Below are 15,058 nucleotides of genomic sequence, written 5' to 3'. Positions count from 1 at the left end.
CGCGGGCAAGCCCGCTCCCACAATGTTTTGTGTAGATGCCCAAATCCAATGTGGGAGCGGGCTTGCTCGCGAATGATCTTGAATCTGGAGAAGAACGTGATCCGTGTACTGGTAGCCGAAGACCACACCATTGTCCGCGAAGGCATCAAACAGCTGATTGGCCTGGCCAAGGACTTGCTGGTGGTGGGGGAGGCGAGCAATGGCGAGCAGTTGCTCGACACCTTGCGTCATGTGCCCTGCGAAGTGGTGTTGCTGGACATTTCCATGCCGGGCGTCAATGGCCTGGAGGCCATTCCGCGGATTCGCGCCCTGAACAATCCGCCGGCGATCCTGGTGTTGTCGATGCACGACGAAGCACAAATGGCTGCCCGGGCGCTGAAGGTCGGGGCCGCCGGTTATGCAACCAAGGACAGCGATCCGGCACTGTTGCTGACGGCCATTCGCAAAGTGGCGTCAGGCGGGCGTTATATCGACCCGGAACTGGCCGACCGCATGGTCTTCGAGGTCGGCCTGACCGACTCGAGGCCATTGCATTCGTTGCTCTCCGAGCGCGAATTTTCCGTGTTCGAACGCCTGGCCCAGGGCGCCAACGTCAACGACATTGCCCAGCAACTGGCACTGAGCAGCAAGACCATCAGCACCCATAAGGCGCGGCTGATGCAGAAGCTCAACATCACCTCGCTGGCGGAGCTGGTGAAGTACGCGATGGAGCACAAGCTGCTCTAAAGAACAGCGCTGTCCAATGTGGGAGCGGGCTTGCTCGCGAAAGCGGTGGATCAGGCCCAAATATGTCAACTGACACACTGCTTTCGCGAGCAAGCCCGCTCCCACAGAGATGTGTTGGCATGTCCATTTGCGACATCCTGCAAACCCGCTTTTGCCTTTACTTGCGGCTTGCAGCTGACCGCCGGTCACTGCGTTTGCCAAAACGCGCCATCCTTGTAGGGCAATCCCTACCCCCAGCCTTCCATCCGGCTGAGGCGAATCTCTCTTGCCCCCCGATTTGCGTGGTCTTCAGCGTCCACTAGGCTTAACCCCACAGCAGTCATCAATAACAAAGGTGTGGGTATGAGCCAGGTCGATTCAAGCGCAGGGGCCAATGATGTTCTGGTCAGCTTTCGTGGAGTGCAGAAGAGCTACGACGGCGAGAACCTGATCGTCAAAGACCTCAACCTGGACATTCGCAAAGGCGAATTCCTCACGTTGCTCGGGCCGTCCGGCTCCGGCAAGACCACCAGCCTGATGATGCTCGCCGGCTTCGAAACGCCGACCGCGGGCGAAATCCTGTTGGCCGGGCGCGCCATCAACAACGTGCCACCGCACAAGCGCGATATCGGCATGGTGTTTCAGAACTACGCCTTGTTCCCGCACATGACGGTGGCCGAGAACCTGGCGTTCCCGCTGACCGTGCGCGGCATGAACAAGAGCGACGTCAGTGCCCGGGTCAAGCGCGTGCTGAGCATGGTCCAGCTCGACAGCTTCGCCCAGCGTTACCCGGCGCAGCTCTCCGGTGGTCAGCAACAGCGTGTGGCCTTGGCCCGGGCGCTGGTGTTCGAGCCGCAACTGGTGCTGATGGACGAACCCCTCGGTGCACTCGACAAACAACTGCGTGAACACATGCAGATGGAAATCAAGCACCTGCACCAGCGCCTGGGCGTCACCGTGGTTTACGTGACCCATGACCAGGGCGAAGCCCTGACCATGTCCGACCGTGTGGCGGTGTTCCATCAGGGCGAAATCCAGCAGATCGCGCCGCCGCGCACCCTCTACGAAGAGCCGAAAAACACCTTCGTCGCCAACTTCATCGGCGAGAACAACCGTCTCAATGGCCGCCTGCACAGCCAAACCGGCGACCGTTGCATTGTGGAACTCGGGCGCGGTGAGAAGGTGGAAGCCCTGGCGGTCAACGTTGGCCAGACCGGCGAGCCGGTGACCCTGTCCATTCGTCCGGAACGAGTGAGTCTCAACGGCTCCAGCGACCAATGCGTCAACCGCTTCTCCGGGCGGGTCGAGGAATTCATCTATCTGGGCGACCACGTCCGGGTGCGCATGGAAGTCTGCGGCAAGACCGACTTCTTCGTGAAACAACCGATTGCCGAGCTTGATCCATCGCTCGCCGTCGGCGACGTGGTACCGCTTGGCTGGCAGGTCGAGCACGTTCGTGCACTCGATCCCCTTCTAGAGGCGAACTGATCGCCCCGGCAATACCAACACCAACCCTGCACGTGGAGAGAACAATAAATGTTGAGATCCCTGAAATTCACCGCTTTGGCACTGGGCATGATGGGCGCGGCACACGCAATGGCGGCCGGCCCTGACCTGACCGTGGTGTCCTTTGGCGGGGCGAACAAGGCGGCTCAGGTCAAAGCCTTCTACGCACCGTGGGAAGCGGCAGGCAACGGCAAGATCGTGGCCGGCGAGTACAACGGCGAAATGGCCAAGGTCAAGGCCATGGTCGACACCAAGAGCGTGTCCTGGGATCTGGTAGAGGTTGAGTCGCCGGAACTGTCCCGTGGTTGCGACGAAGACATGTTCGAACAGCTTGATCCGAAGTTGTTCGGCAACACCGAAGACTACGTCAAGGGCGCCATCCAGCCGTGCGGCGTGGGTTTCTTCGTGTGGTCGACCGTGCTGGCCTACAACGCCGACAAGCTGAAATCCGCGCCGACCAGTTGGGTGGATTTCTGGGACACCAAGCAGTTCCCGGGCAAGCGTGGCCTGCGTAAAGGCGCCAAGTACACCCTGGAATTCGCTCTGATGGCCGACGGCGTTGCGCCGAAGGACGTCTACAAAGTGCTGGCCGGCAAAGACGGTCAAGACCGCGCGTTCAAGAAGCTCGATGAACTCAAGCCGAACATCCAGTGGTGGGAAGCCGGTGCACAACCGCCGCAATACCTTGCTTCCGGTGACGTGGTCATGAGTTCGGCCTACAACGGCCGGATCGCTGCCGTGCAGAAAGAAAGCAACCTGAAAGTCGTGTGGAACGGTGGCATCTACGACTTCGACGCATGGGCCATTCCAAAAGGTCTGGATGCCAAGCGTGCTGAAGCAGCTAAGAAGTTCATCGCCTTCTCGGTGATGCCACAGCAGCAGAAGACCTACTCGGAAAACATCGCCTACGGCCCGGCCAACACCCAAGCCGTGCCGTTGCTGGCCAAGGATGTCCTGAAGGACATGCCGACCACCCCGGAAAACATCGCCAACCAGGTGCAGATCGACGTCAGCTTCTGGGCTGACAACGGCGAGCAACTGGAACAGCGGTTCAACGCCTGGGCTGCCAAGTAAGACCGCACCGCGGGCTTACGCTGTAGGAGCGAGCTTGCTCGCGAAGACGTCAGTACATTCAACATCGTTGTCGACTGACACTTCGCTTTCGCGAGCAAGCCCGCTCCCACATTTGAACAGAGTGTTTTAAACGATCGAGGTGGTTCTCCGCCTCTGTACGATCAAAGATTCCCGGAGTACGTCATGGCTATCGCCGTTCCCCTGAACGAGGGCACCAGCCCCACCTTGAAGCAGCGGCTCAAGCACGCCGAGCGGGTCAACCGCTGGAAGGCCCAGGCGTTGATCGCGCCGCTGGTGCTGTTTCTGTTGCTGGTGTTCCTGGTGCCAATCGTGGCGCTGCTCTACAAAAGCGTTGGCAACCCGGAAGTGGTCGGCGGCATGCCGCGTACCGTGACCGCCATCGCCAGCTGGGACGGCCGCGGCCTGCCCGCTGAACCGGTTTACAAAGCGGCGGCCGAAGACCTCGCCGAAGCCCGCAAGAACCAGACCCTGGGCGATCTGTCCAAGCGCCTGAACATGGAGCTGGCCGGCTACCGCAGCCTGCTGACCAAAACTGCCCGCGCCTTGCCGCTCGCCACCGAGCCGGCCTCTTATAAAGAAGCGCTGGAAGGTCTCGATGAGCGCTGGGGTGACCCGGCCTACTGGCAAGCGGTGCGCCGCAACACCAGCAGCATCACCCCGTATTACCTGCTGGCGGCTGTCGATCATCGCATCGACGACCTCGGCGAAATCGCCCCGGCCACCCCGGACCAGGCGATCTACCTCGACATCTTCGCACGCACCTTCTGGATGGGCTTGGTCATCACCGTGATCTGCCTGGTGCTGGCGTACCCACTGGCTTACCTGCTGGCCAATCTGCCGTCGCGCCAGAGCAACCTGCTGATGATTCTGGTGCTGTTGCCGTTCTGGACCTCGATCCTGGTACGGGTCGCGGCGTGGATCGTGTTGCTGCAGTCGGGCGGCCTGATCAACAGCGGCCTGATGGCCATGGGCATCATCGACAAGCCGATCGAACTGGTGTTCAACCGCGTCGGTGTCTACATCTCCATGGTGCACATCCTGCTGCCGTTCATGATCCTGCCGATCTACAGCGTGATGAAAGGCATCTCGCCGACTTACATGCGCGCCGCGATTTCCCTCGGCTGCCATCCGTTCGCCAGTTTCTGGCGGGTGTACTTCCCGCAGACCTATGCCGGTGTCGGCGCCGGTTGCCTGTTGGTGTTCATCCTTGCCATCGGTTACTACATCACCCCGGCCTTGCTGGGCAGCCCGAACGATCAGATGGTCAGCTACTTCGTCGCCTTCTACACCAACACCAGCATCAACTGGGGCATGGCGACCGCACTCGGTGGGCTGCTGCTGCTCGCAACGGTCGTGCTTTATCTGATTTACAGCTGGCTGGTGGGCGCGAGCCGCCTGCGCCTGAGCTAAGGGGAGAACGAAATGCTGAGTCCTTACATGTCGCCCATCGAACGGGTGTGGTTCTACAGCTTGCGGATTCTCTGCGGCTTGATTCTGTTGTTCCTGATCCTGCCGGTGCTGGTGATCATTCCGCTGTCGTTCAACTCCGGCAGTTTCCTGGTGTACCCGCTGCAAGGTTTCTCGCTGCAGTGGTACCACGATTTCTTCGCCTCGGCGGAGTGGATGCGTGCCCTGAAGAACAGCATCATCGTCGCCCCGGCGGCCACGGTGCTGGCCATGGTTTTCGGTACGTTGGCGGCGATCGGCCTGACCCGCGGCGACTTCCCCGGCAAGGCGCTGGTGATGGCGCTGGTGATTTCGCCGATGGTGGTGCCGGTGGTGATCATCGGTGTGGCCAGTTACCTGTTCTTCGCTCCGCTGGGGCTGGGTAACAGCTTCTTCTCGCTGATCGTGGTGCATGCGGTGTTGGGTGTGCCGTTTGTGATCATTACCGTGTCGGCGACCTTGCAGGGGTTCAACCACAATCTGGTGCGGGCTGCTGCGAGCCTGGGTGCTTCGCCGCTGACCACGTTCCGCCGGGTGACTTTGCCGCTGATTGCGCCGGGCGTGATCTCGGGGGCGCTGTTCGCCTTCGCGACGTCGTTCGATGAGGTGGTGGTGACGCTGTTTCTCGCCGGCCCTGAACAAGCGACCCTGCCTCGGCAGATGTTCAGCGGCATCCGCGAAAACCTCAGCCCGACCATCGCCGCCGCCGCGACGCTGCTGATTGCCTTCTCGGTGATCCTGTTGCTGACCCTGGAATGGCTGCGTGGGCGTAGCGAGAAACTGCGTACTGCGCAGGTTTAACGACTCACCCCGATCAACTGTGGGAGCGAGCCTGCTCGCGATGGTCGTCAACGATAACGCTGGAAGCCTGGCACCCAGCGGCGTTTTCAAGTCCATCGCGAGCAAGCTCGCTCCTACATGGGTTCTCCAGTGTCTGTTCGAACATTCACCGCCTGAATACCAGACAAACCCCAATCCCCAGCTACTATTGTGCCCAGCTCCCCTACCTATAAGAGGCTGCGCACATGAGTCTTTCCTCTTTCAAAATTGCTCACAAACTGATCACCGGCGCAGGTGCCATCGAGCAGTTGTCCGCCGAGCTGGCGCGTCTGGACATTGATAATCCGCTGATCGTCACCGATGCCACCCTGGTCAAGTCCGGTACGGTAGAACTGGCGCTGGCGCAGTTGGGCGAGCGCAGCTACGAGATTTTCGACCGGGTACTGCCGGACCCGGAAATCGCCATCGTTGAAGATTGCATGCAGGTGTATCGCGAGGGCGGGCATGACGGCCTGATCGGCCTGGGCGGCGGCAGTGCCATCGACATTGCCAAGAGCGTAGCGGCCTATGCCGGATACCACGGTGCGCTGGAGGATCTGTTCGGTATCGATCAGGTCCCGCGAAAAGGCCCGCCATTGATCGCAATTCCGACCACGGCCGGCACCGGCTCGGAAGTGACCAACGTCGCCATCCTTTCCGACAAGGTCGCGCAACTGAAAAAGGGCATCGTCAGCGACTACCTGTTGCCGGACGTGGCGCTGGTCAGTCCGCAAATGACCCTGACCTGTCCGCGCAGCGTCACGGCGGCCAGTGGCGTCGATGCGCTGGTGCATGCCATCGAGTCCTATCTGTCGGTCAATGCCTCGCCGATTACCGATGCCCTGGCGATTGGCGCCATCAAGTTGATCGCCAAGGCCTTGCCCAAGGCCTACGCCAACCCGTCGAACCTGCAAGCCCGGGAAGACATGGCCACCGCCAGCCTGATGGCCGGCATGGCGTTCGGCAATGCCGGGGTCGGCGCGGTGCATGCGCTGGCGTATCCGCTGGGCGGACGTTTCAACATTGCCCATGGCGTGAGTAATGCCCTGCTACTGCCCTATGTCATGACCTGGAACAAGATGGCCTGCATCGAACGGATGCAGGATATCGCTGAGGCCATGGGCGTGAAGATCGCTCATCTGAGTGTCAACGAAGCGGCTGACAAAGCCGTGCAAGCCATGACCGAGCTGTGTGCCGCCGTGGAAATTCCCCAGGGGCTGCGCAGTTTCGGTGTACCCGAGGACGCCATCGCGTCCATGGCCGTGGAAGCGGCGGGGATCGAGCGCCTGATGCGCAATAACCCGCGCAAGTTGAGTGCCGTCGATATCGAGAAGATCTATCGCGCGGCGTACTAGAGACTCTGCCGTTGATGGATGATGGCAAGGTCCAATCATCGCGCTCACGGTGCGCGCGTCAAAGCATGAGGTATACAATGCGCGCCATCGTGATTCTGCTCAGAAAAGGTGCGTCATGCAGCCCTTCGTAATTGCTCCGTCGATTCTCTCCGCCGACTTCGCCCGCCTGGGTGAAGAAGTGGATAACGTCCTGGCCGCCGGCGCCGACTTCGTGCACTTCGATGTCATGGACAACCACTACGTACCGAACCTGACCATCGGCCCGATGGTCTGCTCGGCACTGCGCAAGTACGGCGTGACCGCGCCGATCGACGCGCACCTGATGGTCAGCCCGGTGGACCGCATCGTCGGCGACTTCATCGAAGCCGGTGCGACCTACATCACCTTCCACCCGGAAGCCACCCAGCACGTCGACCGCTCCCTGCAACTGATCCGCGAAGGCGGCTGCAAGTCGGGCCTGGTGTTCAACCCGGCGACCCCGCTGGACGTGCTCAAATACGTGATGGACAAGGTCGACATGATCCTGCTGATGAGCGTCAACCCAGGCTTCGGCGGGCAGAAGTTCATCCCCGGCACCCTCGACAAACTGCGTGAAGCGCGGGCCTTGATCGATGCTTCGGGTCGTGACATTCGCCTGGAAATCGACGGCGGCGTGAACGTCAACAACATTCGCGAAATCGCTGCGGCTGGCGCTGACACCTTCGTCGCCGGTTCGGCCATCTTCAATGCGCCGTACTATCAGGAAGTCATCGACAAGATGCGCTCCGAACTGGCGCTGGCTCGCCCATGAGTGGCTTTGAGCAGCTGTTCCCGGGGCAATTGCCACGGCTGGTGATGTTCGATCTGGACGGCACGTTGATCGATTCGGTCCCGGACCTGGCAGTGGCTGTGGACAAGATGCTGCTCAATCTCGGTCGCCAACCCGCCGGCCTGGAAGCGGTGCGCGAATGGGTCGGCAATGGCGCGCCGGTGCTGGTACGTCGTGCGCTGGCCGGCGGCATCGATCATTCGGCGGTCGATAACGCCGAGGCCGAACGGGCGCTGGAGTATTTCATGCAGGCCTATGGCGAGAGCCATGAGCTGACGGTGGTCTACCCCGGCGTGCGCGATACCCTCAAATGGCTGCAAAAGCAGGGTGTCGAGATGGCGCTGATCACCAACAAGCCGGAGCGTTTCGTCGCGCCGCTGCTGGATCAGATGAAGATCGGCCGTTATTTCCGCTGGATCATCGGCGGCGACACCCTTCCACAGAAAAAACCCGATCCGGCCGCGCTGTTTTTCGTAATGAAAATGGCCAACATTCCGGCTTCGCAGTCGTTGTTCGTCGGCGATTCACGCAGCGATGTGCTGGCGGCGAAAGCGGCGGGGGTCAAGTGTGTGGCCCTGAGCTACGGCTATAACCATGGGCGGCCGATCGCCGAAGAATCGCCGGCGCTGGTGATCGACGACCTGCGCAAACTAATTCCCGGTTGCCTGGATCCGGCCGCTGAGATAACGTTGGCCGACGCTGTCAAACCCCCTTCTGGAAACGCCATCGTGGTGGTCACTCGCAAACTCTGGATGAAAGTCATCAAGGCCCTGGCCCGCTGGCGTTGGCGCGCCTGACTTGATCCTGGCCGGTTTCCGGCGCGTTTGCATACCTGACCGTTCGACCCTCAAGCCACGAGGCACCTCATGATCCGCGAAGAATTCCTGCGTTTGGCCGCTGCCGGCTACAACCGCATTCCGCTTGCCTGCGAAACCCTGGCCGACTTCGACACGCCGCTGTCGATCTACCTGAAGCTGGCCGACGAGCCCAATTCCTACTTGCTGGAGTCCGTACAGGGCGGTGAGAAGTGGGGCCGTTACTCGATCATCGGCCTGCCGTGCCGCACCGTGCTACGGGTTCACGACCATCACGTCAGCGTGACCGTCGACGGCGTCGAGACCGAAAGCCACGACGTGGAAGACCCGCTGGCCTTCGTCGAAACCTTCAAGGCCCGCTACAACGTGCCAACCATCGCCGGCCTGCCGCGTTTCAACGGCGGCCTGGTGGGCTACTTCGGTTATGACTGCGTGCGTTACGTGGAGAAGCGTCTGGGCAAGTGCCCGAACCCGGATCCGCTGGGTGTGCCGGACATTCTGCTGATGGTCTCCGACGCCGTCGTGGTGTTCGACAACCTCGCCGGCAAGATGCACGCCATCGTGCTGGCCGACCCGGCGCAGGAAGATGCCTTCGAGCAAGGCCGCGCGCGTCTGGAAGAGCTGCTGGAAAAACTGCGCCAGCCGATCACCCCGCGCCGTGGCCTGGACTTCAGCCAGCAACAATCGGCTGACCCGGTGTTCCGCTCCAGCTTCACCCAGAGCGATTACGAAAAAGCGGTCGATACCATCAAGGAATACATCCTGGCCGGTGACTGCATGCAGGTCGTGCCGTCCCAGCGCATGTCGATCGACTTCAAGGCTGCGCCGATCGATCTGTACCGCGCGCTGCGCTGCTTCAACCCGACGCCTTACATGTACTTCTTCAACTTTGGCGACTTCCACGTCGTCGGCAGTTCGCCGGAAGTGCTGGTGCGGGTCGAAGACAACCTGATTACCGTACGCCCGATTGCCGGTACACGCCCACGCGGGGCCAATGAAGAAGCTGATCTGGCGCTGGAAAAAGACCTGCTGTCGGACGACAAGGAAATCGCCGAACACTTGATGCTGATCGACCTCGGTCGCAACGACACTGGGCGCGTCTCGGAAATCGGCTCGGTGAAGCTCACCGAGAAAATGGTCATCGAGCGTTATTCCAACGTGATGCACATCGTGTCCAACGTTACCGGGCAACTCAAGGCCGGGCTGACGGCAATGGATGCGCTGCGGGCAATTCTGCCGGCGGGCACCTTGTCTGGCGCGCCGAAGATTCGCGCGATGGAAATCATCGACGAACTGGAGCCGGTCAAGCGTGGTGTCTACGGCGGTGCGGTCGGTTACTTCGCCTGGAACGGCAACATGGACACCGCGATTGCGATCCGCACGGCGGTGATCAAGAACGGCGAGCTGCACGTGCAGGCCGGTGGTGGCATCGTCGCCGACTCGGTACCGGCATTGGAATGGGAAGAAACCCTGAACAAGCGCCGCGCAATGTTCCGCGCCGTGGCCTTGGCCGAACAAACCCCGAACACCTGATTTCACGCAAAGCCCTGTGGGAGCGAGCTTGCTCGCGATGGGGCCATCACTACCACATTGATGTTGTCTGACCCACCGCAATCGCGAGCAAGCTCGCTCCTACAGGGATTACACCACCATAAAAAAACGCGGCGCCTGTGAGGGCGCCGCGTTTTTTATTGCCTGTACATCAGAAGTCCAGCGCAACACCTACGTTGATGCCCTGTTGGGTGAAGTCGTCGTCCCTGCGAATGTTGTAGCTGGCGCGCAATGCCAGGTCGCGGGTGAGGTTATGGCTGACCCCCAGGTTCACACGCTGCAAGTGGCTTTGCGGGGTGTAGCCTTCCAGCGTGAACTGGTTGTTCGGCAAGCTGTTGAGGTTGATGCCCACGTCCTGGGTATCGTCGTTGTACTCGCGTTCGATTGCCGCCTCGCCGAACACCTGGGTTTGCGGGGTGATCTGGTATTTGCCCTGCAGGCCAGCTCCCAGGCGTCGGGAAATCACTTCCTGATCGGCAAAGGTCAGCGCCGTGGAATCGTTGCCGTCCTCCGAGTAGCCGTCGACTTTCGCCTTGGAGAAATCAGCGCTGATAAACGGCGATACGTGCCAAGGGCTGCTGGCATGTTGTGCAATGTCGTAACCCAGGCGAGCGCTGAAGGCTTCGATGTAGCCACTGGTATCGCCTTTTTCACTGCGTTCGTTGGCACCCAGCTGGAACTTGCGCTTGAGGCTGTCGTAATCCAGATGGCCGGCTGTCAACGCCACGTCAGCCCAGACACGGTTTTGCTGGTATTGGGCGAATGCCGTGCCCAGGTAAGCGTTGAGCTTGTAGTCGGAGTCGTTGCTGCCGGCTTCGAGTTTCTGGTTATAGAAACCCGCCGCCAGGCCGACGCGCCAGGCATCATCGATGCGGTAGCTGCCACCGATATTCAGGTTGGCTCCGTTGCCGTCGGCACTGACCGCGCTGTCCTGACTGTCAAAGTCCTGATGCTGTCCGCCGCCAGAAACAATGGCTCGCCATTGGCCGACGCCCTGCCAGTTTTGCCAATCGGCCAGCCACTGGTTGCGCAATTCATCCTGATGCGCGCGCAGGGTGCCTTGGGCCATTTCAGGCAGTAATGTCAGCTCCCAGGGTGCTGCCAACAGGGAGTACGCGTAGTCGGCAATCAGGCGCTGCCCGGCTTCTGTGGGGTGCACGGAGTCGTTGTAGATCAGCTTGGTCGGGTCCGGCGTGGCGCTGTTGATGCCGTAACGGGCATTCTCGGTACAACCGTTGCCGCTGAAGCAGGTGGTGATGAGGTTCTGGTCGGTGGCCAGGCCAAACTGCGCCGGGTTGGCGAACGTCTCTTTGAGCAGTACCGGAATGTTGAGCGGGATGACTTCGGCATTGATGTTCTGCAGTCGGCTTACCAGTTCATTATTGAACTGGGCGCTGAGTTGGGACGTGAACGCTTGCAGCGGGGTGCCGTTGAACGCCGGGGTAAAGCCGATATCAGGCAGCAACCAGACCATGACGTATTTGGCGCCGGCGGTTTGCAGTGTCTGCACGCTGTCGGCCAGTCGATCGGCTGCAGCGCTGGCCTGGGGCAGGCTGGTGACGCGACCTTGCAGGAAGTCGTTACCACCACCCGACAGGTAATACAGTGCGTTCGGGTCGGCACGGAAGTTGTTCGACGGCAGGTAGCCGGCGCGGGTGCGTTCGCCGGTGGCGGAAACGCTGGTGATCGAATCCAGGATCTGATCCGTGCGGTAACCGCCGACGGCCCAGTTGTTGCCATCGGGCTGGCCATTGCTGGCACGCACCGCCGAAGATGATGACGCGGTCTGGTCCGCCGAGAACCCGAGTTTTCCACCCAGTATCTGCGTGGAGTTGAGCGAGCGGACTTCGCCGCTGCCATCCAGATACACCGGTCCTGTCCGGTTGGTAAAGCGCTGTGTCGCCCCGGCAGGCCCGCCAGTGTCGGCAAAGGTCCCGGCGTCGTTGAGGCTGTCCCCGAAGACCACGAAATTTGTATAAGGATTGGGTGCGGCGTTCGCCTGGGCGCATGCCATCGCGAGCAAGCATCCTGCGAGCGGTACAAACAACGACTGTTTGATCATGAGCAAGTCCGTTTATTTATTGTTGTAGTGAACGAAACGACAGTACCAAAAACTTTCGGCCTTTTGCCATCTGTCGCGAAGCCTTTAAGAGTTTCGCGGGCAGTAGCCCTGGCGATATTGCACGCTCTGCCCAGCTAAGTTACTGTGCCGGGACGTACGAACGAGACCTTCCCCGTGTTGATCATCAGCAAACTCCTGGATCAAGTCATCAAGGCACACGCCCGCTGGCGTTGGCGCGCCTGAATTCTTTTGCCGGCCTCGCCGGACCTGTACCGCTTCGCCTTCTTTACCTGTTTGAAATGCCGCTTTGCTGGCGCTCCTCCAGCACCTGACAAAGCGTAGCGCTCTGCGGGTCAATCATTCGAAGGCCATCTTTAAAGTCAGTGAATTCAAGAGGTTCTTAACGTCATGTTGCTGATGATCGATAACTACGACTCCTTTACCTACAACGTTGTGCAGTACCTGGGCGAGCTCGGCTCCCAGGTCAAAGTCGTGCGCAACGATGAACTGACCATTGCTGAAATCGAAGCCCTCAATCCTGAGCGCATCGTGGTGTCCCCCGGTCCTTGCACCCCGACCGAAGCCGGCATCTCGATTGAAGCGATCAAGCATTTCGCCGGCAAACTGCCGATTCTTGGCGTCTGCCTGGGTCACCAATCCATCGGCCAGGCCTTTGGCGGCGATGTAGTGCGCGCCCGCCAAGTGATGCACGGTAAGACTAGCCCGGTATTTCACGAGGACAAGGGTGTATTCGCAGGCCTGAACCGTCCGCTGACGGTGACCCGCTATCATTCATTGATCGTCAAGCGCGAAACCCTGCCCGATTGCCTGGAGCTGACGGCCTGGACGCAGCTTGAAGACGGCTCGGTCGACGAGATCATGGGCCTGCGCCACAAGACTCTGAATATCGAGGGCGTGCAGTTCCACCCTGAGTCGATCCTCACCGAGCAGGGCCACGAACTGTTCGCCAACTTCCTCAAACAAACCGGCGGCACGCGCTAAGGACTTATCATGAACATCAAGACAGCCCTGGGCCGTATCGTCGATCACCTCGACCTCAGCACCGATGAAATGCGCGACGTGATGCGCGAAATCATGACCGGGCAATGCACGGACGCACAGATTGGTGCGTTCATGATGGCCATGCGCATGAAGAGCGAAAGCATCGACGAAATCGTCGGCGCGGTGTCGGTGATGCGCGAACTGGCGGACAAGGTCGAACTCAAGACCCTCGACGGTGTGGTCGATGTGGTGGGCACTGGAGGCGACGGTGCCAATATCTTCAACGTGTCGACCGCTTCCGCTTTCGTGGTTGCCGCTGCTGGCTGCACCGTGGCCAAGCATGGCAACCGTGCGGTGTCGGGCAAGAGCGGTAGCGCCGATCTGCTGGAGGCGGCCGGCATCTACCTGAACCTGACGCCGGTGCAAGTGGCTCGCTGCATTGACAACGTTGGTATTGGCTTCATGTTTGCCCAGACTCATCACTCTGCGATGAAATACGCCGCCAGCCCGCGTCGTGAACTGGGCTTGCGCACTTTGTTCAACATGCTCGGCCCGCTTACGAATCCGGCCGGTGTGAAGCATCAGGTGGTGGGCGTATTCACCCAGGCCTTGTGCCGACCGCTGGCGGAAGTGTTGCAGCGTCTGGGCAGCAAGCATGTGCTGGTGGTGCATTCGAAGGATGGCCTGGACGAATTCAGCCTGGCTGCACCGACTTTTGTCGCTGAGCTGAAGGATGGCCAGATCACCGAGTATTGGGTCGAACCGGAAGACCTGGGCATGAAGAGCCAGAGCCTGCATGGCCTGGCCGTGGAAAGCCCGGCGGCGTCCCTGGAGCTGATTCGCGATGCCCTGGGCAAGCGCAAGACAGAGAACGGCCAGAAAGCGGCCGAGATGATCATGCTCAATGCCGGTGCCGCCCTGTATGCGGCCGACCATGCCAGCAGTTTGAAAGAGGGAGTTGCACTTGCGCACGATGCGCTGCACACCGGCCTCGCTCGAGAAAAGCTAGAGGAGTTGGGTGCATTTACCGCGGTATTCAAAGTGGAGAATGAAGGATGAGTGTACCGACGGTTCTGGAAAAGATTCTGGCGCGCAAAGTTGAGGAAGTGGCCGAGCGCAGCGCTCGCGTCAGCCTCGCCGAGCTGGAAAGCCTGGCCAGGACGGCCGATGCACCTCGTGGTTTTGCCAAGGCATTGCTGGCCCAGGCCAAGCTGAAGCAACCGGCAGTCATTGCTGAAATCAAGAAAGCCTCGCCGAGCAAAGGCGTGATCCGCGAGAACTTCGTGCCCGCCGACATCGCACGCAGCTACGAGAAGGGCGGTGCGACCTGCCTGTCGGTACTCACCGACATCGACTACTTCCAGGGCGCCGATGCGTACCTGCAGCAGGCCCGCGCGGCCTGCAAGCTGCCGGTGATCCGCAAGGACTTCATGATCGATCCCTACCAGATCGTCGAAGCCCGTGCCCTGGGTGCCGATTGCGTGCTGTTGATCGTGTCCGCGCTGGATGACGTGAAAATGGCCGAACTGGCGGCCGTGGCCAAAAGCGTCAACCTTGATGTGCTGGTGGAAGTCCACGACGGCGACGAGCTGGAGCGGGCCTTGAAAACCCTCGATACTCCGCTGGTTGGCGTGAACAACCGCAACCTGCATACCTTCGATGTCAGCCTGGAAACCACCCTTGACCTGTTGCCGCGTATTCCGCGTGATCGACTGGTCATCACCGAGAGCGGCATTCTCAACCGCGCCGATGTCGAACTGATGGAAATCAGCGACGTCTACGCGTTCCTGGTCGGCGAAGCGTTCATGCGCGCCGAAAGCCCGGGTACCGAGTTGCAGCGACTGTTCTTCCCCGAGCGCGGCGTTCCAGTCAGCGGCTCGACCCTCGACTAAAC

General features: G+C 60.5%; 13 protein-coding genes. 12 read left to right on the top strand and 1 reads right to left on the bottom strand.

Translation table 11 applies throughout. The features are described 5' to 3' along the window. Positions 1–72 precede the first annotated feature (72 nt). From AC3WN7_RS16050 to trpE, 9 genes are all read left to right on the top strand, one after another. Positions 73–726, top strand: coding sequence for a response regulator (locus AC3WN7_RS16050; RefSeq protein ID WP_007993216.1), 654 nt, complete (start codon positions 73–75; stop codon positions 724–726). Between the two features lie 342 nt (positions 727–1,068). Further along, positions 1,069–2,193 (top strand): ABC transporter ATP-binding protein, encoded by a 1,125-nt coding sequence (locus AC3WN7_RS16045; protein WP_095964077.1) that lies wholly within the window; start codon positions 1,069–1,071, stop codon positions 2,191–2,193. Between the two features lie 48 nt (positions 2,194–2,241). After that, positions 2,242–3,285 carry an ABC transporter substrate-binding protein gene (locus AC3WN7_RS16040; RefSeq protein WP_095964076.1) on the top strand — a complete coding sequence of 348 codons (1,044 nt, stop codon included), beginning with the start codon at positions 2,242–2,244 and terminating at the stop codon, positions 3,283–3,285. A gap of 183 nt (positions 3,286–3,468) precedes the next feature. Further along, positions 3,469–4,716 carry an ABC transporter permease gene (locus AC3WN7_RS16035; RefSeq protein WP_095964075.1) on the top strand — a complete coding sequence of 416 codons (1,248 nt, stop codon included), beginning with the start codon at positions 3,469–3,471 and terminating at the stop codon, positions 4,714–4,716. A 12-nt stretch (positions 4,717–4,728) separates the two neighbouring features. Next, positions 4,729–5,553 carry an ABC transporter permease gene (locus AC3WN7_RS16030; RefSeq protein WP_007980200.1) on the top strand — a complete coding sequence of 275 codons (825 nt, stop codon included), beginning with the start codon at positions 4,729–4,731 and terminating at the stop codon, positions 5,551–5,553. A 224-nt stretch (positions 5,554–5,777) separates the two neighbouring features. Next, positions 5,778–6,926: an iron-containing alcohol dehydrogenase gene (locus AC3WN7_RS16025; protein WP_095964073.1), complete on the top strand. Its 1,149-nt coding sequence runs from the start codon at positions 5,778–5,780 to the stop codon at positions 6,924–6,926. A 115-nt stretch (positions 6,927–7,041) separates the two neighbouring features. Next, positions 7,042–7,716: a ribulose-phosphate 3-epimerase gene (gene rpe, locus AC3WN7_RS16020; protein WP_102674235.1), complete on the top strand. Its 675-nt coding sequence runs from the start codon at positions 7,042–7,044 to the stop codon at positions 7,714–7,716. Continuing rightward, the gene (locus AC3WN7_RS16015) at positions 7,713–8,531 is read left to right on the top strand and encodes a phosphoglycolate phosphatase (RefSeq protein WP_015097053.1); all 819 of its coding nucleotides are present in this window, start codon (positions 7,713–7,715) and stop codon (positions 8,529–8,531) included. Before rpe ends, AC3WN7_RS16015 begins: the two co-directional genes overlap by 4 nt. A gap of 69 nt (positions 8,532–8,600) precedes the next feature. After that, the gene (gene trpE / locus AC3WN7_RS16010) at positions 8,601–10,082 is read left to right on the top strand and encodes an anthranilate synthase component I (RefSeq protein WP_102674236.1); all 1,482 of its coding nucleotides are present in this window, start codon (positions 8,601–8,603) and stop codon (positions 10,080–10,082) included. Between the two features lie 169 nt (positions 10,083–10,251). On the opposite strand, the gene estP is transcribed toward trpE, so the two are convergent. After that, a complete protein-coding gene (gene estP / locus AC3WN7_RS16005) occupies positions 10,252–12,162 on the bottom strand; it encodes an esterase EstP (RefSeq protein ID WP_102674237.1) in 1,911 nt (636 codons plus the stop codon). Positions 12,163–12,570: 408 nt separating this feature from the next. Between estP and AC3WN7_RS16000 the strand changes: the two genes are divergently transcribed. The 3 genes from AC3WN7_RS16000 to trpC are packed head-to-tail and all read left to right on the top strand — an operon-like array spanning position 12,571 to position 15,056. After that, the gene (locus AC3WN7_RS16000) at positions 12,571–13,164 is read left to right on the top strand and encodes an aminodeoxychorismate/anthranilate synthase component II (protein ID WP_007980194.1); all 594 of its coding nucleotides are present in this window, start codon (positions 12,571–12,573) and stop codon (positions 13,162–13,164) included. 9 nt (positions 13,165–13,173) lie between these two features. Further along, positions 13,174–14,223 carry an anthranilate phosphoribosyltransferase gene (trpD, locus tag AC3WN7_RS15995; protein WP_102674238.1) on the top strand — a complete coding sequence of 350 codons (1,050 nt, stop codon included), beginning with the start codon at positions 13,174–13,176 and terminating at the stop codon, positions 14,221–14,223. After that, entirely contained in the window at positions 14,220–15,056 is an 837-nt protein-coding gene (gene trpC, locus AC3WN7_RS15990) for an indole-3-glycerol phosphate synthase TrpC (RefSeq protein WP_102674239.1), read from the top strand. Before trpD ends, trpC begins: the two co-directional genes overlap by 4 nt. Positions 15,057–15,058: the final 2 nt, after the last annotated feature.

The organism is Pseudomonas sp. FW305-70 (assembly GCF_058783925.1).
This window is presented reverse-complemented; position numbering and strand designations above follow the sequence as displayed.

Excerpts from the sequence above, each read along its gene's own strand:
- AC3WN7_RS16035 (WP_095964075.1), top strand. The coding sequence starts at position 3,469 with ATGGCTATCGCCGTTCCCCTGAACGAGGGCACCAGCCCCACCTTGAAG.
- AC3WN7_RS16040 (WP_095964076.1), top strand. The coding sequence starts at position 2,242 with ATGTTGAGATCCCTGAAATTCACCGCTTTGGCACTGGGCATGATGGGC.
- estP (WP_102674237.1), bottom strand. The coding sequence starts at position 12,162 with ATGATCAAACAGTCGTTGTTTGTACCGCTCGCAGGATGCTTGCTCGCG.
- AC3WN7_RS16000 (WP_007980194.1), top strand. The coding sequence starts at position 12,571 with ATGTTGCTGATGATCGATAACTACGACTCCTTTACCTACAACGTTGTG.
- trpD (WP_102674238.1), top strand. The coding sequence starts at position 13,174 with ATGAACATCAAGACAGCCCTGGGCCGTATCGTCGATCACCTCGACCTC.
- trpE (WP_102674236.1), top strand. The coding sequence starts at position 8,601 with ATGATCCGCGAAGAATTCCTGCGTTTGGCCGCTGCCGGCTACAACCGC.
- AC3WN7_RS16025 (WP_095964073.1), top strand. The coding sequence starts at position 5,778 with ATGAGTCTTTCCTCTTTCAAAATTGCTCACAAACTGATCACCGGCGCA.
- AC3WN7_RS16015 (WP_015097053.1), top strand. The coding sequence starts at position 7,713 with ATGAGTGGCTTTGAGCAGCTGTTCCCGGGGCAATTGCCACGGCTGGTG.
- rpe (WP_102674235.1), top strand. The coding sequence starts at position 7,042 with ATGCAGCCCTTCGTAATTGCTCCGTCGATTCTCTCCGCCGACTTCGCC.
- AC3WN7_RS16050 (WP_007993216.1), top strand. The coding sequence starts at position 73 with ATGATCTTGAATCTGGAGAAGAACGTGATCCGTGTACTGGTAGCCGAA.
- AC3WN7_RS16045 (WP_095964077.1), top strand. The coding sequence starts at position 1,069 with ATGAGCCAGGTCGATTCAAGCGCAGGGGCCAATGATGTTCTGGTCAGC.
- AC3WN7_RS16030 (WP_007980200.1), top strand. The coding sequence starts at position 4,729 with ATGCTGAGTCCTTACATGTCGCCCATCGAACGGGTGTGGTTCTACAGC.
- trpC (WP_102674239.1), top strand. The coding sequence starts at position 14,220 with ATGAGTGTACCGACGGTTCTGGAAAAGATTCTGGCGCGCAAAGTTGAG.